Consider the following 18335-nt stretch of genomic DNA (forward strand, 5'->3'; position numbering starts at 1 on the left):
TCACTATGTACGTATAAATATAAAAATGGCTGAACCTAAATTACAAAGGGTTCAGCCATTTTTGATTATTCATTTAAGATTATTAGTTGATTATGCTTTTGTTTGTGATTTTTGCGTATTGAATGTTGTTGTTAGGAGCTTTAAAGCTTGGACAGCGTAGAAGCGGATTTGTAAACCGGCTTCAAAACTTGTATAGCGCTTCGGCATTGTCATAAATAAGTTGAACATACCAGTAACACCTAACGCTTCATAACGATCGAATTTATCTGCTGTCGCATTAATCGCAATGCAAGGCTTATGATATTTTGTCGCAAGCTCTGCAATTCTTAATGATGTTGTTTCTAATAAATGATCTTGTTCATTGATACCTTCACCGAACATAATTAAATCTGCTTGTTCAATCAAGTTTTCTAAGTGCGTAATTTGATCCACTAAGCTATGACTTGTTAGAACTTCTGCGTTATAAAGTGCAGCTAAGACAGCCGCAATACCGCCACCTGCACCACCGCGTTCTACTGTACTTGTCACCGTACGTGTTTCATTTTTTAAGATTTCGCTGAAATACCAAACTAAATTATCAATTGTCGCAGCTTCTTCTCTAGAAATCTCTAACAATTTATAAACTTGCATGATTTCACTTTCTTTACCATACATCTTGCTGGCAAAGTCAGAGACGAGTTGGATACGCGTTTCTTTTAATCGTTGGTCAAGGCCTGAGAAATCTACACGACGAATGTATTTTAATACGCCTACGCCTTCTTTCGCATCGACAGGTTCACCTTCATCGTTGTAATATTTGGCACCTAATGCTTGCAGCATACCAGCACCGCCGTCAAAACTTGCGATATTACCGAGTGAAATCACTAAATGCTTGGCATCATTATCTAATGCTGCCGCAATCAATTCACCTAAACCATAGCTGGTACGCTCTGTCAGCGGTCGATTCCCTTGTAAGAATAAATCCGCTTCAATAATCGTCATGCCGCTCTCAGTCTTACCATAAACACCTTCAACTTGTTTCATATCTGCATCATGGACATTCACACGATATTTCGTGCCAGACTGCCATAAGAAGACAGAGTCCATCAATTCATGACGCCCATTGAACAGCGGCACTTGGACAATATCCGCTTCTTCAATTTGACTAGCGACCGCTTCTTCTACATATCGATTCGCCTCATAACTTGAAACGATTCCATTAAATTCATCCATTGCGACTAATACTCTCATTTTGTCACCTCAAATAAAGTTTCCCAATGTTTGTTCAATTCACTTAAATATTATACAGGGCTTATTTCAAAAAACCTACTGTAACGCCTAATGCTTGTTTTGCTTTAAATTAAAAAAACTCCAAGCTTTCAGATTGTGTTGGAAACATATACCCTTCATGTCCAACGTCTAAAAGCATGGAGTCCGCTTTTTACTTTATGTTATTAGTGCTTGTGTCCCCTGACAAGCAAGTTTACTCTTCAGCTTGTGCAAGTGAAGTCACATTAATGTCATCATGACTTGCATGCCATTTAACTTCACCGTCAACAAAATAAAAAGCTTGTGGCGATTCATGCTTCACGCCAGTTTGTTCTGCAATGTAATCAGATACATCTCTTTGTTCTTGCACAATTAAATAATACCCATCGATATCACGTTCATATAAGAATTTATTGAACTGATCGTAAGCATTTGCTGAAATTGGGCAAGTGTTACTGTGTTTCATAATAAATACATATTTGTTGTCGTTAATTACTTGTTTAAACTGGTCAATTGAAGTCAGCTTTGTAGCCATTCTATTCACCTCTAAAAATATTTATCACCTAAAGTGATAGTCCCATTCATTCCATTTCCTATTTCAATGTGTCTAATTATACACACTTTATATTTCAATGTTAACCAAAATACTAATATTTTTCTTGCTTTTTTCAATCATTCTGATGTACATCGTTCTTTAAGCCCTTGAAATCATTACGGAATTGATGGTGGTACTTATCTAATTCATTCCCTGTTAAAGGAGTTTTATTCATATCATATTGCTCCAATTTACGGCTGATGTCAATGGTTCTTTGTCGTGTCTCGTAATAATTTTGCAGACTATAATACATTTCGATTGCGGTCTGATGCGCTTTTGCAGTCTTTTCTTCTGATACACTTGCTTGATTCAACTCTTCAATTTGTTTGCTGATTAAAGGTTGAATTTTTTCTTTGATGACTGTTTTAGTGTTTTGAGGATTGTCAGCATCTAAATATTTCTTCGCAATCTTCTGCAACTCCTTATTATGATGTTTTAATTTACTTGTAAATTTATCTATACTCTCAGTTTCACCATTTTGACGTGCTTCTGTTACTTGCTTCTCTAAAAGTGCACGATTCTTCTCAAATAATCTCGTGTAATTTAAAATATCTTCATTCGCTTTGATGGATTGATTACATAAATGTACGAAGCTGCGAATATCTTTTAATGCTTTTTCTTGTTGGTCTACCTCATGCAAATACGTGTGACGTAATTGTTTCACCTTTTTAGTTTCTGCAGGAAGCTGTTTTGCGGCTTTTTTATAAGATTTAAAGGCCGGCATTAATTTCTTATCGATATCTTTTTCCATTTGTTGAAAGTCTGTTTTGTTTCTATCTGTTAAATCTGATTTGCTTAATTCACTTAAACGATTTAAATGAATATCATCCATGACTTGTTTAACATGTTTCTCTTCTTTATCCACTTCATGCTTCGCTTTTTCAAAGTGATTTAAATCTGACTGTGTTTTACTATTGCATGCCGCAAGAGACAGCGTTAGACAAACAATCGTTATTGCGAGAAGCCATTTTTTCACATTGTCCACTCCTGTCTTTTTATCTGTATAGTTTGCATGATTAATGTTTGAGTATGTCAGAATTCATAATATAATACTTTTAGAACTTTTACAAAGGACGGTTGAATATGTATTCTAAAACGCAGCCCTTAATCAAAGATAGGCAAGCGCTTCAAAATTATCAAAATCAATTTCAAGAGTTAAGCGACTTATTACTCGGTCTACTTAATACACCTGTTAAGACAGTCCACCACATCGGCGGTACTGCACATTTTAATTATCCAACAGAACCGATTTTAGATTTATTAGTCGGCGTTACTAATTTACATGATATTACAGCTTTAGATGAAAAACGATTAAATTATGCCGGTTTCTATCGCTTGCACCACCGTTATAAGAAAAAAGTAGTAATGGCGCAATTCAATAATATGAAAGAACTTAAACAAATCGTTCGTCTGCACATATTACAAATTGAATCTGATCAATATGACCACTATTTAACGATGCAAGAGGTTTTAACCCATAATTCTGAGTTACAAGCAGAATTTGCAGAAGCAAAACAAGCTTTACATGCTAAATCAGAGACTATTCGTGACTATGAAACAGGTAAAACAGCTTTGTTTGAAAAGTTGTCACGAAGATACGAGTTGAATTAAGCGGATTGTATTTCACAAAAAGCCTGTTTCATTGCTATAATAAGAAAGTGAAAATAATTGAAAGGGAGTTCTATCGTTGCACAAAGATGACATTCTTACAGAACTGAAAAAAGTTCTGCCAGAAGAAATTATTAAAGTTGATGAACCATTAAAACGCTATACTTATACGCAAACAGGAGGAAATGCTGACTTCTATCTCAGTCCGACAACTTTTGAAGAAGTTCAAGCCATCAATCACATTGCTAGAATCAACAACATTCCTGTCACTTATTTAGGCAACGGCTCTAATATTATTATTCGTGAAGGCGGTATTCGCGGGATTGTATTGAGCCTATTGCCTATGGATTATATTAAAGTTGAAGATAATGTCATAATTGCAGGAAGCGGTGCAGCGATTATTGATGTCTCCCGTACTGCACGTGATGAATCTTTAACTGGCTTAGAGTTTGCTTGCGGTATCCCAGGATCAATTGGCGGTGCTGTCTTTATGAATGCCGGTGCTTATGGCGGCGAAGTCCGTGATTGTATTGATTACGCGGTATGTGTCAATGAACGCGGTGAACTTGTACAACTTACACGTGATGAATTAGAACTTGGCTACCGAAGCAGTATTGTTCAAAAACAACACTTGGTTGTGCTAGAAGCTGCATTTAACTTAACACCTGGCAAACAAGATGAAATCCAAGCCGTTATGGACGACCTAACAGAACGTCGTGAGTCTAAACAACCTCTTGAATATCCTTCATGCGGCAGTGTTTTCCAAAGACCACCAGGCCACTTTGCGGGTAAATTAATTCAAGACTCTGACTTACAAGGCCACCGTATCGGCGGTGTTGAAGTTTCAACGAAACATGCTGGATTTATGGTCAATGTTGATAACGGTACTGCGACAGATTATGAAGACTTGATTCACCATGTACAACAAGTCGTTAAAGAAAAATTTGATGTCGAATTGCATCCAGAAGTACGTGTTATTGGTGATCATCCAGAAGATGAATAATAAACATCATACCGTTCATGGTATCGGTCTAGACAATGAGACGCGTTGTACGCATTACCATACACCTGTTGATGTTATCGCCATTAAATTCAAATGCTGTAATAAATTCTATGCATGTATTCATTGCCATAATGAATCAGAAGATCATGCACCTGTGCCATGGTCAAAATCAGAATTCGATGAACATGCGATTTTATGTGGTGTATGTGACACCACATTGTCTATCAAGGAATATATGGAAACAGACCATTGTCCGCACTGTGGTGCGCAATTCAATCCAAGATGCGCTGCACATTATCCTTTATACTTTGACGTTTAAAGTAACAGTATACAAATTAATGACGATTTAAACTAAATAAAACCGAGCCGGAAATATATTGCATTCCGACTCGGTTTTTTAATTACCATCTTCCCCCTATTAAAAACGGTAATTATTATTTAACAACCTCTTTTAATTCGTCAATTTGTTTCATTGTTGTAGTTGTTGAACCTGAAGCAAAGTACCATAATTTCGGATCAAGTTCATAAATTTCATCGTCTTTAACTGCTTTAACATTCTTAATTACATCGTTTCCTAAGACTTGTTTCGCAGTTGATTTACTACCAATAGCTTGACCACGGTCCATTGCTAAAATCACATCTGGATTTTTCTCATTGATGTATTCGTTTGTTACGTTTTGACCATGTGAGCTGCCTTTGATTTTGCTGTCTGCTGGTTTAAAGCCTAATGTGTTATAAACTAAGCTGCCGAAACGTTCTTTAGGACCGAAAGTAGATAATTCACCTTCGTTTACTAATAAGTACATTACTTTTTTATCAAAATCTTTTGTTTTATCTTTCATGTCAGCGATTTTTTTGTCTAATTCTTTATTTAATGACTTCGCTTTATCTTCTTTGTCGTAAATTTTACCTAAGTTTTCAGCATTTTTCTTCACTGAATTGACATAGTCTTTATCATCAGCACCTACATAAACAACTTTAGCGTCTGGTGCTGCTTTTTTGAATTCATCTAAATTCTTTTGGTTAGCTGTACGTGATGAAATGAAGATAACTTCTGGTTTAGCTTGCGCAATTTTATCGAAGTTCACTTCTTTTAATGAACCTGTGTTGATGTATTTGTCATCTTTAAATTCTTTTAAGAAGTCTGGTAATGTGCTGTTGCCTTCACCTTTAGGTACTGCTTTAACTTTATCTGCGACACCCATAGCTTTAAGTGTATCTAATGCACCATAGTCTAAAACGACAGCATTTTTAGGGTTCACTGGTACTTCAACTTCATTTTTAACCCCTTTTTCATCGCCGCCTTTAGGATCTTCACTTCTTAATTGGTAATTATTTTCAATTTTAACTGTCTTTTTATCTGATGAACCTTTTTCTGAACTTTCTTTTGAATCACTGCCATTACCACACGCAGCAAGTAAAAACATAATACTAACTAAAATAAATAAGCCTAATTTCTTCATTTTTCTTTATCCTCCTGAAATGTGTTAGACCCCCGTCTTGATATGCCGTAAAAAATCGGCATCACCCCTTTCAAATGGTCAGTGTTTAACTATAATATAGGCAAATTCTTTGGCCTCTGATGCATTCGATATCGACATCCATGTCATAAAGATGTCTTAAGATGCTTGGTTGAATAACTTCGTCTCGTTCACTCGCTTTGACGATTTCGCCATCTTTCATCGCAATTACATCATCTGAATAACTAGACGCAAAGTTGATATCGTGTAATACAATTACAATTGTTTTGCCATGTTCTCGTGTTAGCTTTCTCAATGTTTTCATAATTTCTACTGAATATTTCATGTCTAGATTATTCAGCGGTTCGTCTAATAAGATACATTCTGTATCTTGTGCGATTGTCATCGCAATATAAGCACGTTGACGTTGACCACCTGAAAGTGTTTTAAGATTACGATCTCTGATTTCTTGTAGTTGGAGTAAATCTAAAGCTTCATTGATTTTTTCTTTATCTGTATCGTCTAATCGGCCTTTAGAGTATGGGAAGCGACCGAATGCGACTAATTGTTCTACTGTAATATTTAGTTCAGTATGATTCGTTTGTTTTAAAACTGAAAGCTTCTTCGCAATTTCATTACTTGTAAATGCGCCAATACCTTCGTGTTCAAGTTCTATAGAACCTGTATCTATATCCATTAAACGGCTGACCGCAGATAATAAGGTACTTTTACCTGCCCCGTTTGGACCTATTAATGACGTCAAACGTCCTTTACGAATTTCTACGTTAATATCTTTAAGAATCGGTTTATCATGAATCGTTTTATTTAAATCTTGAACTTGTATCATCATGAATTTCTCCTTTTAATCAATAAGTATACGAAGTAACTTCCTCCGATTAAGTTGATGAGGATACTTACTTCTGTCGTGGCTTCAAATAAATGTTCTACAATCCATTCTGCAGTAAATAAGCTGATCCAGCTTAAAAATATTGTCGCAGGTAATAAGTATTTATGTTCATATGTTTTCATGACTTCATGCGCAATGTTCACAGTTAATAACCCTAAGAATGTAATCGGACCAACAAGCGCTGTAGCGATTGAAGTTAATAACGCGACCATAATCATTAATAAACGTGTCATTCGTGTATAGTTGACACCTAAGTTCAATGCCTGTGCTTTCCCTAATAGTAATACGTCTAAATAAGGCAAGATTTTAATTGTAATTAAAATTAGAATAACTAAGACAATGCTGCTGATGGCAACTAATTTTGAGTTCGATGCATTAAAGTTCGCAAACATTGAACTTTGTACAGCTAAGAAATCTTCAGGGTTGATTACGAGTTCGATAAAGCCAGTGATACTTCTAAAGAATGTACCTAAAATCACACCGATTAATAAGATAAAGTACACTGAGAAGTTACCGTATTTAAAAACACCCTGGAATAGAATAAGTGCGAATATAATCATTGCGACTAATGTTAACGCAAAGTTGAGATAAATATTTGTCACTGCCATTGATTGAATACCAAAGATAAAGACTAAGACAACTTTGACAAACATATAGACCGCATCTAATCCCATCATAGACGGTGTTAATAATCGGTTGACTGTAATCGCTTGGAATATAATGACAGAGGTACCAATCGCTGCACCGACTAAAATCATTAAAATCAGTTTCCTGATTCGACTTTGTATCTGATACGCAAAGATATCAAAGTCAATGCCTAACAAGAGATATAAAATACCCGTTACCACAACTACACCCAATAATATAAATAATCTGATATTACTTTGTTTATGACTCATAGTTGCGACTCCCTTTAAATAACATTACTAAGAAAATTAATGTCCCGAAGACACCGATAGTCAATCCGATATTGATTTCATATGGATAAACAATCACACGTCCTAAGATGTCGGACACCAATACAAAAATCGCACCTAAGACAGCAGTGTGCGGCAAGGCATTTTTTAAATGGTCTCCTCTATAGATAGACACAATATTCGGCACAATTAAGCCTAAGAACGGTAAAGTACCAACTGTCACAACGACTAATGCGGTCATTGTTGCGGTAATCGTTAAGCCGAACATCATAATTCGATCGTAGTTGACTCCTAAGTTATGGCTGAAGTCTTTACCCATACCAGCAATAGTAAAATAGTTGGCAAAAATATACGTAACAATAAGCAATGGGATGCTTAAATATAAGACTTCATATCGACCGCTTGTGATAATCGCAAAGTTACCGTTCAACCAGTTCCCAATACTTTGCAGTGCATTCGTCCTTAATGCCACAAACGTTGTTAAACTAGATATAATACCGCCAATCATAATACCGAGTAACGGCACGAATATAACATCTTTAAAGCGTATAATTTGAATCAATTTCATAAAGAAGAATGTTCCGCCGATACTAAGTACCATAGCGAATAACAGCTTAATTAAAATATGCGCTTGCGGAAAGAAGATTAATGAGATGAGGATCCCTAGTTTCGCCCACTCCATCGTCCCTGCAGTTGTCGGACTGACGAACTTGTTTTGCATCATCTGTTGCATAATCAGTCCAGCCAGTGCTAAAGAACTGCCTGAAATGATAATACTGACTGTTCTTGGAATACGGCTCGAAACAAGTATATTTTGCTGATCTGCGGTTAAATGAAAAATTTGTGTAATAGAAAGCTGACTAACGCCCACAAACAATGAAAGGATAGTCAAAAATATAAAAAGAATTAATAAAACTGGAAAGCGCATGAGTTGTTTAATCATTTGAAACTCCTATCCCCTCTAAAAACAATTAATGATTAACTGTAACTGATAATCATTTCCACTTACTTTCTATCGTATCAGTTTCTCCCGTTTTATCAATGCTTTTCAAACATTTTCAGGAAAATTCTTTTACAAATATAGGCTATTCCCTGAGATAGAATGTATTTTTTCTCTCTTTATTTCGATTAACTCTTTTGCTTCAACATATTTTATTTTCAATTATATTTTTTTAAATCAAAAAAAGAGCAATGACTTCAAACTGTTTTCACAGTCAGAATCAATGCTCTTCAAAATGATATTATTTATTTTTCATCATCAAAAATAAAGTCTTCATCACGTAATGCTTCTACGTTTAACGCTAACGTATAACCGTCACCTTTAACTGAGAAGAAGTCATGGTTTTTCGTTGACGTATCTAATGCGTTTTCGATAATTGGGTTGAATTCGCGTTCTTCGAAATAAGGTTCAAAACCTAAGTTCGATAATGCTTTGTTTCCGTTATAACGTACATAGTTCAATACATCATCAGTTAAACCAATTTGGTCATATAGTGAATGTGTATAAGAAACTTCGTTTTTGTATAACTCATCTAATAGTTTATACATTTCTTGATCTGCACGTTGTTTTTCATTTTCTGAAAGTTCATTACGCATGTGTTGCGCATCTAAACCAGTGAACACACCGTGGATAGACTCGTCTAATAAAATCTTACGGATGATTTCACCAGATGTTGTCATACGACCTTGTCCAGCAAGATAAAGTGGATAGTAGAATCCAGAATAGAATAAGAATGTTTCTAAGAACACACTAGATACACGTGCCATATATTGGTCATATACTGATGCATCTTTTCTCCATAATTTATGATAGTTACCCACAATTTTATCTGATTTGAATTTTAAATGTGGTTCTTCAAGTACCCATGTATCTAAAAGATAGTTTGTCTCGCTAGATGGTAATAATGTTGTGAAAATGTGAGAATAACTTTTCGCATGGATTTGTTCCATCATACCCATAAATGAGTAGACAGCTTTTTTACGTAAATCTTTTGTATGCATCATGACTAAAGGCATGCCGTCATCAGCTTGATGTGTATCTAAACCTGTTAAACCTGCAAGTGCCTTCTTAAATGTATCTTGTTCTTCTGGTGTTAATGTTTTCCAACTCGCAATATCTTTAGAAACTTTAAATTCAGTTTCTACCCACATTTGGGAGATGTTTTGTCGCCAAAACATGTTTGTCATATCTTCTTGCGTGTTCCAATTGACAGCAATCATCAAAGTGCATTTCCCCATTCTTGATTTTTAATTTTACTCGTTCAAATTCCGTTTAAAAAATTTATATGATTAGAGGAACAACCTCGTTAAGATTGTTCCTTGATAGGCTTTATTAGATTGCGCAGCTTGTACATTCTTCTACGCTTAATAATTTGTTACGTGTATAATAAAGTGATTTTAGACCTTTATGATGTGCATAGACATATAAACGTGCTAATTCACGTGTAGAGATTTCTGAGTTAACGTAAAGGATTGTTGAGATACCTTGGTCAACGTGTGGTTGGATTGTTGCTACTAAATCAATTAAACGCATTTGATCTGTATTGAATGCTGATTTGTAGTACCACATTGTTTGTGGTGATAAGAATGGCATTGGATAGAATGTTTCTGCGTTGCCATACGTACGACGTTCGATTTGGTCAACAATCGGCATTACTGAACTTGTTGCGTTTTGCACGTAAGAAATACTTTGTGTTGGCGCAATCGCAAGACGATAAGCATGATATAAACCATATTGCTTAACATCTTCTGCTAAAGCTTTCCAATCTTCTGCAGTAGGGATTTCTAAACCTTCAAATAAAGGTTTAACTTTTTCGTATTCAGGCACGATATCCGCTTCTGTATACTTTTCAAAGTATTTACCGCTCGCATAATCTGATTTCTCGAATTCTTTATAAGCTTCGCCGCGTTCTTTCGCAATTTGCATTGAACGCTCGATTGAGTAATAGTTCATCATCATGAAGAACACATTTGCGAAGTCTTTTGCTTCTTCAGATTCATAACCGATTTGGTTCTTCGCAAGGTAACCATGCAAGTTCATAACACCTAAACCAACAGAGTGCAATTCACTGTTTGCTTTACGTACACCTGGTGCGTTTTGGATGTTTGCTTCGTCACTTACAACTGTTAAAGCATCCATACCTGTGTGTACAGAATCTCTGAATTTACCTGATTCCATCACATTGACAATGTTTAATGAACCTAAGTTACATGAAATGTCACGTTTGATTTCATCTTCCACACCATAGTCATTGATAATAGATGTTTCTTGTAATTGGAAGATTTCAGTACATAAGTTACTCATTTTGATTTGTCCAATGTTTGAGTTGGCATGTACTTTGTTTGCGTTATCTTTAAACATTAAATAAGGATAACCTGATTGTAATTGTGTTTGAGCAATTGTATTTAACATTTCACGTGCATCTTTTTTACGTTTTAAGACATTCGGATTTTCGACCATTTCATCATAGTATTTATCCAGATCGATATCATCTAATGTTACACCGTATTCATTGTAAACTGTGTGTGGTGCGAACATGTAGAAGTCTTCACCTTCTTTTGCAAGTTCAAAGAATTTAGCAGGTACGATTAAACCTGTAGAAATTGTTGCTAGACGAAGGTCTTCATCTGCGTTTACTTTTTTCGTATCTAAGAATTCTTCAACATCATAGTGGAAGATGTTTAGGTAAACAGCACCAGCACCTGGTCTTTGACCTAATTGGTCTGCGTAGCTGAAGCCGCCTTCAAGTGATTTTGCTACAGGTAAGACACCTTTTGCGACGCCTTTGATTCCTTTGATTGCTTCACCACGTGCACGAAGTTTAGATAAGTTGATTGCGACACCGCCGCCGATTTTACTTAATTGTTTCGCTGTTGAATCAATAAAGTTGATAGAGTTTAAGCTGTCATCTACTTCTAATAAGAAACATGATACAAGCTCACCTCTACGGGCACGGCCTGCGTTTAAGAATGTTGGTGTTGCAGGTTGGTAACGTTGTTCAATCATAGATGAAATAAATTGTTTTGCTTGCGCTTTGTCACCATCTGCTAAATAAAGTGCGACAATAGTCACGTGTTGTGTATAGTCTTCTAAATATTGTTTTTTATCGTTTGTTTTTAATGCATAATCTTTGAAGAATTTACTTGCTGACATATAGCTCGCAAATGTAAATGGAATACTGCGTGCATATTCAGTGATTTCTTTTAAGTCTTCTTCACTATATATTTGGAATACATCTACATAGAAATCATTATCTACAAGATAGTGCAAACGTTCGATTTCTGAATCGAAATAAATCGTATGATCTTTGATTTCTTCTAAATAAACTTCTAGCGCTTCTTGGTCTTTTTCTAAGCTGAAGAAACCATTTTCTTTACGCTTTGTAACCTCATTATTTAACTCAATATGATTGTATTGCTTTTCGTTCATAGTCTTCATATAAATGCCCCACCTTATCTTTAAACTCTTCTACGTCTTTCTTTGTACCTTGTACTTCAAATTTCATTAATAGCGGAACGAGATATTCTCGAGAAATGGTCTCGCTGGCTTTCGCAAAGTTTTGACCCCAGTTACGGTTACCACTGCCGACCACTGCTCTAATCATGTTTCCGTTATGACTTAAAAATGTTTTGACAACATCTGGCACTTCTCCAAAGCCGATTGTACTAGTGACCAATACATAAGGCTCATCCAAGCGCACATCCGCGCAGTTATCATTTGTAATCTCTAAAGTGTCCTCAAATTCAGTTCTTGCAACAAATCGTCTCACGTTACCAGTAAATGAAAAATATACTACCTTCATTGAATCACCCGCTTTCTTACAAAGAACGCGCTTAATCGTCACATAGCGTCATGCACATATTATTCATAATTAAAAAACATGCCAGGCTGCCGTACTGGTATTGCTGTTTCTAAAAAGAAGTTGTGACTGCTGCATGTTTTAGTTTATTTCGATATGTTAAATGCATTGCTCCCTGCCACTACATATTGTGTTGGTAATCAGTTAACCGAGTATTCCTTCACAATACTCTTGTCCAAATAAGTACAATTACTCATATTTCTATTTGCTTAGACATGACTTGTCATCACAACTTTGAACACGATTTCTCAACTATACAGAACATATTGGTTAATCCCCTAACCAATCTGTTCATCTTGCAAATTCTGTGTGAAATTGCCTTAAAATAGTGAAATATAATTTTCTTATTTTTGGACTCGACCACAATATATAGTGTTAGGTTCCGTTCTTCAATACTATATTATGTGATTCATTATACCGAACACCTATTATAATTTCAAAGAGATTCACCCCTGAAAATTTTCTTTAAATTTGTCAAAATTGATGAAAGTAGCGTCATCTCTATGCTTGGCGTTCTTAAATTTTTCCAAAAATCATTTTAAAATAAATAATTGTAATTTTGCTCTTGATTTTTTGAGAATTTGTGTACCGCTTGTCATCACAAGATTCCGCTGATTTGCGTCATGAAAGGCTTAACACAATTTATTCATCAACACAAAATAATCATTCCTTTCAGTTAGTGACGTGTCATTTAATCTAATGGATAGAACGTACGTTCGGTTTATAGTATACCATGTTCATTTTCTTTAGCAAGTCTATATAGGCACTTATTTCTATATATGCTAAGATGATATACGTTAAGTTTTGAGGAAAGTTGAGGAAAGTATATGGATCCAAAAATAAAAGGAATCATTGCGATACTTGTTTCAGCTATAGGATTCAGCTTTATGTCCCTATTTTTCAGACTTGCTGGTGATTTACCCGTCTTCCAGAAGTCACTCGCTAGAAACTTAGTCGCAATGCTCATCCCACTGTATTTCTTATATAAATACAAACAACCCATGTTTGGTAAATTAAGCAGTCAGCCCTTATTAATTGCACGTTCAACCCTTGGTTTAATCGGTGTCTTATTCAACATTTACGCTATAGACCATATGCTGTTAAGTGACGCAGATACATTGATGAAGCTTAATCCTTTCTGGACGATTTTACTCAGTATGATTTTCTTGCATGAGAAAATCCGTAAATATCAAATTACAGCGATGTTAGTCGCAATTGTCGGTATGTTATTTGTTGTACAACCGCAATTCTCTTCAGAAATGATTCCAGCTATCGTCGGATTATTCTCAGGTATCTTCGCCGCATCAGCTTATACTTGTGTACGTGCATTAAGTACAAGAGAAGCACCTTATACGATTGTCTTTTACTTCTCTTTCTTCTCAATTATTGCTTTAATTCCATTCGTTATCTTTACGTATGTACCGATGTCAGGCCTACAAATGATTTATTTAGTAGGTGCCGGCTTATCAGCTGCTGTCGGTCAAATCGGAATTACACTCGCATATAGTTTTGCACCTGCAAAAGACATTTCAATCTTTACGTATGCTTCCATTATCTTTACAGCGTTAATGGGTATCATCATTTTCGGAGAATCACCGGATTTATATGCTACACTAGGTTATGTCATTATTATCAGTGCCAGCTACTATATGTTCGAAAAAGCACGCAGACAAAGCAGAAAACCAGTACAATCGTCTCATAGAGGAGGAAAATAAATATGTCACAACAAGGCAGAAGCAAAGAAGATTTAGAAGATCTTACATTGCTTGGTAATCAAAATAACCAATATGACTTTAATTATCGTCCAGATGTGTTAGAGTCTTTCGATAATAAACATCAAGGACGCGACTACTTTGTAAAATTCAATTGTCCTGAATTTACATCATTATGTCCGATTACAGGCCAACCAGATTTCGCTACTATCTACATTTCATATATTCCGAATATCAAAATGGTAGAATCTAAATCATTGAAACTTTATTTATTCAGTTTTAGAAATCATGGTGATTTCCACGAAGATTGTATGAATATTATTATGAATGACCTAATTGAATTAATGGATCCGCATTATATTGAAGTTTGGGGTAAATTCACACCACGCGGCGGTATTTCTATCGACCCTTATACAAACTATGGCCGTCCTGATTCTAAGTATGAAAAAATGGCTGAATATCGCATGATGAATCACGATTTATATCCAGAAACGATAGATAATAGATAATTGCAGATTTATTTGAAGAACAACCTGATTAAATTCGGGTTGTTTTTTATTTTGTGGGAAGCGGATACATAACTTTTTATTACAAAAAATGTAAAAGGTAGCTTCATTAATTTTCAGAATTTTCTTGTATATACACTTTTAATAGCTTAAAATTATTTTAAGTCATTCTTAGGGGGAAATTTATGAACAAGAAACAATATACACGCGAAGAAGTTATTCAAAGCACACCACGAACTGGTTTCTTTGGTCATCCGAAGGGATTAAGCACACTATTCTTCACTGAGTTTTGGGAGAGATTCAGTTACTATGGTATGAAAGCTATTTTAGTTTACTACCTGTATTATTCTGTGGCTAAAGGCGGATTCGGATTAGATGAGTCTGTAGCCATGCAGATTGTTGCTTTATACGGAACGTTAATCTATATGTCTGGGGTTATCGGGGGCTGGATTGCTGACCGTATCACAGGAACACAACACGCTGTGTTCTTCGGCGGTATTCTCATTATGTTCGGTCATATTATTTTAAGTTTACCGGGCAGCCTAACCGCCGTTATGATTGCTTTATTACTCTTGATTATCGGGACAGGTTTGTTAAAACCAAACATTTCTACAACAGTCGGCGAATTATACGATAAAAACGACAACCGTGTTGATGCAGCCTTCACTATTTTCTACATGGGAATTAACTTAGGTGCTTTAATTTCACCTATTTTAACTGGTTACTTACAAACACGTGTTGGTTTCCATGCTGGTTTTGCAACAGCAGCTGTCGGGATGTTTATCGGTTTAGTTGTTTACTGGTCTAAACGTAAAAAGTATTTAAATTTAGCAGGGTTATCTGTACATAATCCATTAACAAAAGAAGATACTAAGAAATTCTCTTTAATCGCTTTAGCAATCGTCGCAGCGTTTGCCATTTATTTAATCGTTTTAAAGTCATTCAATGCATTAACAATTGAAAACTTCAGTTTATTAGTTACATTTATCGGAATTGCTTTACCAATTTACATTGTAGTTTACATGCTTGTCAGCAAGAAAGTGACACCAGAAGAAAAATCTCGTGTCGGCAGTTATGTACCGTTATACATCACTTCTGTAGCTTTCTGGATGATCCAAGAGCAAGGTTCTACAATCTTGGCAAACTTTGCAGATAAGAAAACAGAATTAAGCTTAGCTAAATTAACAGGCGGCGCAATTCATTTCGATATTCCAGCTGCTTGGTTCCAATCATTGAACCCTATCTTTATCGTAGCGTTAGCACCACTCTTTGCGATGTTATGGGTCAAACTCGGCAAACACAACCCACCTACTGTCATTAAATTCGCATTAGGTGCCATCATCGGTGGGGTTTCATATTTAATCATGGTCGTTCCTTTAGCTGGTGGATTAGCACCTGGAGAACTGATTCACCCTATCTGGTTAGTCTTAAGCTTCTTATTAATCACAATCGGTGAGTTATGTATCTCACCTGTCGGTCTAGCTACTACGACAAAACTTGCACCATATGCCTTTACAGCACAAATGATGAGCTTATGGATGTTAAGTAATGCGACTGCACAAGGTCTGAATGCGCAGCTAGTTGTTGTATACGCTAAAATGGATTCAGGTCAATACTTCTTATACTCTGGTTTACTAACACTAGCTATCGGGGTATTGCTTGTGATTATTTCACCATTTGTACGTCGTGCAATGAAAGGTATTCACTAATACAAAATCGAACAAATTTAGTCTGAAATCTCTCAGAGGTTTCAGGCTTTTTCTATGGTCAATTTTTCACTTTCACTTTTTTGCCATATTTCAATCTGCATACCTTCTTTAGTTAAAATCTTCTCAAATTACGCCTTTTCTTCTAATTAAGCTTGATTAATCATGTTTTATATCTTATTCTTTTCAGAAAATTGTTAATATTTTTATTTTTAGAAAATTATTGAAACTCTCTTTTTTACATAGTAGAATCGAATATAATCCACTCCGTTATAGGATAGAAAGGTCGGGGTTAGTTTGCAGAACAATTTACATCAAAAGCATGTCCAAGAAATACCACAGAAAGGGTTCTTTGGACATCCAAAAGGATTAGGAGTCCTCTTCTTCGTAGAATTTTGGGAGAGATTCAGCTATTACGGAATGCGTGCACTCTTAATCTTTTACATGTTCTTCGCTATTAAAGATGGCGGATTAGGCATGGATAAAACGACTGCACAGTCAGTCATGTCAGTATATGGGTCACTGATCTTTATGACCAGTGTACTTGGCGGCTGGGTCGCAGATAGAATCACAGGTACACGCAGAGCGACAATGTATGGTGCTATTTTAATTATTATCGGTCACGTTTTCTTAAGCTTGCCGTTAGCACAAACAGGACTATTCATTTCAATGTTCTTTATCATCGTAGGTTCAGGACTTATGAAACCGAATATCTCTAATATTGTAGGTCGCTTATATCCTGAAAACGATAAACGTATCGATTCAGGGTTTGTTATTTTCTACATGTCCGTAAACATGGGTGCCCTTGCTGCGCCATTAATTTTAGACCAATTCTCTAAAGGTCATATGTTCCACCAAGGTTTCTTAATCGCAGCAATCGGTATGACACTCGCATTGGTTATTTATCTTTTATTCAACAGACGTAACTTAGGTAACGTTGGTTCAGCGCCGACAAACCCATTAAACGCAGTTGAAAAGAAACGTTATTCAATGATTACAGGTATTGTAGTCGTAGTCATCGCACTTGTATTAATCATCACCGGTTTAACTGGTACATTATCATTCAACTTAGTCAGCACAACTGTCTTAATCTTAGGTATTGCCTTACCAGTCTCTTACTTTACAACTATGATTAGAAGTAAAGAGGTTACAGATGATGAACGCTCACGTGTTATTTCATTTATTCCGTTATTCATTATTGGGGTAATTTTCTGGTCTATCCAGGAACAAGGTTCTAACGTTTTAAATATCTACGCATTTACAGGCACAGATATGAAATTGAATTTATTCGGTTGGACAACTGATTTTGGTAAAACATACTTCCAATCAATCAACCCATTATTCATTGTATTATTTGCGCCAGTATTGTCTTATGTTTGGAAGAAAATGGGAGATCGTCAACCAAGCCTTGCGACTAAATTTATTTGGGGTGCTTGGTTAGCAGGTATTTCATACATCTTAGTGGCGGTAGTCATGATGACTTCTGGCGGCAGCACAGTATCCGTAAACTGGGTCATTCTGTCATACATCATTTGCGTAGTCGGTGAGCTTTGCTTATCACCAACAGGCAGCAGTGCCGCAGTAAAATTAGCACCAAAAGCTTTCAACTCTCAAATGATGAGCTTATGGTTATTAACAAACGCTACTGCACAAGCCATTAACGGAACACTTGTTAAATTAATCGAACCGTTAGGCTATCAAAACTACTTCTTATTCCTAGGAGTTCTAGCAGTAGTTATCGGCTTAATCGCATTTATGTTTGTACCAAAGATTATTAAAGGTATGCGTGGCATACGTTAACACATAAAAGAAGC

The 18335-nt window shown here is 35.8% G+C and carries 17 protein-coding genes; 7 read left to right on the forward strand and 10 right to left on the reverse strand.

The features are described from left to right. Positions 1–90 precede the first annotated feature (90 nt). The 3 genes from HMPREF3031_RS00885 to HMPREF3031_RS00895 form a co-directional block, all read right to left on the reverse strand. Entirely contained in the window at positions 91–1230 is a 1140-nt protein-coding gene (locus HMPREF3031_RS00885; RefSeq protein WP_002481533.1) for a glycerate kinase, read from the reverse strand. A gap of 232 nt (positions 1231–1462) precedes the next feature. Then, positions 1463–1783 carry a bacillithiol system redox-active protein YtxJ gene (ytxJ, locus tag HMPREF3031_RS00890; RefSeq protein ID WP_002481532.1) on the reverse strand — a complete coding sequence of 107 codons (321 nt, stop codon included), beginning with the start codon at positions 1781–1783 and terminating at the stop codon, positions 1463–1465. Positions 1784–1916: 133 nt separating this feature from the next. After that, a complete protein-coding gene (locus tag HMPREF3031_RS00895; protein WP_002481531.1) occupies positions 1917–2819 on the reverse strand; it encodes an EMYY motif lipoprotein in 903 nt (300 codons plus the stop codon). Between the two features lie 107 nt (positions 2820–2926). Between HMPREF3031_RS00895 and HMPREF3031_RS00900 the strand changes: the two genes are divergently transcribed. The 3 genes from HMPREF3031_RS00900 to HMPREF3031_RS00910 all read left to right on the forward strand — a co-directional run bounded on the left by HMPREF3031_RS00900 (position 2927) and on the right by HMPREF3031_RS00910 (position 4773). Further along, positions 2927–3454 carry a GrpB family protein gene (locus HMPREF3031_RS00900; RefSeq protein ID WP_002481530.1) on the forward strand — a complete coding sequence of 176 codons (528 nt, stop codon included), beginning with the start codon at positions 2927–2929 and terminating at the stop codon, positions 3452–3454. A 76-nt stretch (positions 3455–3530) separates the two neighbouring features. Then, positions 3531–4454 (forward strand): UDP-N-acetylmuramate dehydrogenase, encoded by a 924-nt coding sequence (murB, locus tag HMPREF3031_RS00905; RefSeq protein ID WP_002481529.1) that lies wholly within the window; start codon positions 3531–3533, stop codon positions 4452–4454. Continuing rightward, positions 4447–4773 (forward strand): CHY zinc finger protein, encoded by a 327-nt coding sequence (locus tag HMPREF3031_RS00910; protein ID WP_037556551.1) that lies wholly within the window; start codon positions 4447–4449, stop codon positions 4771–4773. The genes murB and HMPREF3031_RS00910 overlap by 8 nt, the downstream gene beginning before the upstream one ends. Before the next feature lie 115 nt (positions 4774–4888). Here HMPREF3031_RS00910 and HMPREF3031_RS00915 read toward each other — a convergent pair whose 3' ends face one another. The 7 genes from HMPREF3031_RS00915 to nrdI all read right to left on the reverse strand — a co-directional run bounded on the left by HMPREF3031_RS00915 (position 4889) and on the right by nrdI (position 12540). Then, positions 4889–5917, reverse strand: a complete 1029-nt coding sequence (locus tag HMPREF3031_RS00915; RefSeq protein WP_002481528.1) for a ferrated catecholamine ABC transporter substrate-binding lipoprotein SstD — start codon at positions 5915–5917, stop codon at positions 4889–4891. Between the two features lie 85 nt (positions 5918–6002). After that, the gene (locus HMPREF3031_RS00920) at positions 6003–6761 is read right to left on the reverse strand and encodes an iron ABC transporter ATP-binding protein (RefSeq protein ID WP_002481527.1); all 759 of its coding nucleotides are present in this window, start codon (positions 6759–6761) and stop codon (positions 6003–6005) included. Next, on the reverse strand, positions 6761–7720 hold the full coding sequence (locus HMPREF3031_RS00925) for an iron chelate uptake ABC transporter family permease subunit (RefSeq protein ID WP_002481526.1): 960 nt from the start codon (positions 7718–7720) through the stop codon (positions 6761–6763). Before HMPREF3031_RS00925 ends, HMPREF3031_RS00920 begins: the two co-directional genes overlap by 1 nt. Next, positions 7710–8666: an ABC transporter permease gene (locus HMPREF3031_RS00930; RefSeq protein ID WP_172954254.1), complete on the reverse strand. Its 957-nt coding sequence runs from the start codon at positions 8664–8666 to the stop codon at positions 7710–7712. The genes HMPREF3031_RS00925 and HMPREF3031_RS00930 overlap by 11 nt, the downstream gene beginning before the upstream one ends. A gap of 317 nt (positions 8667–8983) precedes the next feature. After that, positions 8984–9958 (reverse strand): class 1b ribonucleoside-diphosphate reductase subunit beta, encoded by a 975-nt coding sequence (gene nrdF / locus HMPREF3031_RS00935; protein WP_002481524.1) that lies wholly within the window; start codon positions 9956–9958, stop codon positions 8984–8986. Between the two features lie 112 nt (positions 9959–10070). Further along, positions 10071–12176, reverse strand: coding sequence for a class 1b ribonucleoside-diphosphate reductase subunit alpha (nrdE, locus tag HMPREF3031_RS00940; protein WP_070724553.1), 2106 nt, complete (start codon positions 12174–12176; stop codon positions 10071–10073). Beyond that, on the reverse strand, positions 12139–12540 hold the full coding sequence (gene nrdI / locus HMPREF3031_RS00945) for a class Ib ribonucleoside-diphosphate reductase assembly flavoprotein NrdI (RefSeq protein WP_023015387.1): 402 nt from the start codon (positions 12538–12540) through the stop codon (positions 12139–12141). The genes nrdE and nrdI overlap by 38 nt, the downstream gene beginning before the upstream one ends. 884 nt (positions 12541–13424) lie before the next feature. Between nrdI and HMPREF3031_RS00950 the strand changes: the two genes are divergently transcribed. From HMPREF3031_RS00950 to HMPREF3031_RS00965, 4 genes are all read left to right on the forward strand, one after another. Further along, entirely contained in the window at positions 13425–14312 is an 888-nt protein-coding gene (locus tag HMPREF3031_RS00950; RefSeq protein ID WP_002481521.1) for a DMT family transporter, read from the forward strand. A gap of 2 nt (positions 14313–14314) precedes the next feature. Then, on the forward strand, positions 14315–14818 hold the full coding sequence (queF, locus tag HMPREF3031_RS00955) for a preQ(1) synthase (RefSeq protein ID WP_002481520.1): 504 nt from the start codon (positions 14315–14317) through the stop codon (positions 14816–14818). A 182-nt stretch (positions 14819–15000) separates the two neighbouring features. Continuing rightward, the gene (locus HMPREF3031_RS00960) at positions 15001–16524 is read left to right on the forward strand and encodes a peptide MFS transporter (protein WP_002481519.1); all 1524 of its coding nucleotides are present in this window, start codon (positions 15001–15003) and stop codon (positions 16522–16524) included. A gap of 294 nt (positions 16525–16818) precedes the next feature. Further along, complete coding sequence (locus HMPREF3031_RS00965; RefSeq protein WP_002481518.1) at positions 16819–18321, forward strand: peptide MFS transporter; 1503 nt, start codon at positions 16819–16821, stop codon at positions 18319–18321. The last annotated feature ends 14 nt before the right edge of the window (positions 18322–18335 follow it).

This window comes from Staphylococcus sp. HMSC072B07, assembly GCF_001815505.1.
GTDB classification, from domain to species: Bacteria; Bacillota; Bacilli; order Staphylococcales; family Staphylococcaceae; genus Staphylococcus; species Staphylococcus simulans.

What these genes read in the sequence shown, in the direction of transcription:
- HMPREF3031_RS00885 (WP_002481533.1), bottom strand. Translation starts at nt 1,230, where the DNA reads ATGAGAGTATTAGTCGCAATGGATGAATTTAATGGAATCGTTTCAAGT.
- ytxJ (WP_002481532.1), bottom strand. Translation starts at nt 1,783, where the DNA reads ATGGCTACAAAGCTGACTTCAATTGACCAGTTTAAACAAGTAATTAAC.
- HMPREF3031_RS00900 (WP_002481530.1), top strand. Translation starts at nt 2,927, where the DNA reads ATGTATTCTAAAACGCAGCCCTTAATCAAAGATAGGCAAGCGCTTCAA.
- HMPREF3031_RS00910 (WP_037556551.1), top strand. Translation starts at nt 4,447, where the DNA reads ATGAATAATAAACATCATACCGTTCATGGTATCGGTCTAGACAATGAG.
- HMPREF3031_RS00915 (WP_002481528.1), bottom strand. Translation starts at nt 5,917, where the DNA reads ATGAAGAAATTAGGCTTATTTATTTTAGTTAGTATTATGTTTTTACTT.
- HMPREF3031_RS00920 (WP_002481527.1), bottom strand. Translation starts at nt 6,761, where the DNA reads ATGATACAAGTTCAAGATTTAAATAAAACGATTCATGATAAACCGATT.
- HMPREF3031_RS00925 (WP_002481526.1), bottom strand. Translation starts at nt 7,720, where the DNA reads ATGAGTCATAAACAAAGTAATATCAGATTATTTATATTATTGGGTGTA.
- HMPREF3031_RS00930 (WP_172954254.1), bottom strand. Translation starts at nt 8,666, where the DNA reads ATGCGCTTTCCAGTTTTATTAATTCTTTTTATATTTTTGACTATCCTT.
- nrdF (WP_002481524.1), bottom strand. Translation starts at nt 9,958, where the DNA reads ATGATTGCTGTCAATTGGAACACGCAAGAAGATATGACAAACATGTTT.
- nrdE (WP_070724553.1), bottom strand. Translation starts at nt 12,176, where the DNA reads ATGAAGACTATGAACGAAAAGCAATACAATCATATTGAGTTAAATAAT.
- nrdI (WP_023015387.1), bottom strand. Translation starts at nt 12,540, where the DNA reads ATGAAGGTAGTATATTTTTCATTTACTGGTAACGTGAGACGATTTGTT.
- HMPREF3031_RS00950 (WP_002481521.1), top strand. Translation starts at nt 13,425, where the DNA reads ATGGATCCAAAAATAAAAGGAATCATTGCGATACTTGTTTCAGCTATA.
- queF (WP_002481520.1), top strand. Translation starts at nt 14,315, where the DNA reads ATGTCACAACAAGGCAGAAGCAAAGAAGATTTAGAAGATCTTACATTG.
- HMPREF3031_RS00960 (WP_002481519.1), top strand. Translation starts at nt 15,001, where the DNA reads ATGAACAAGAAACAATATACACGCGAAGAAGTTATTCAAAGCACACCA.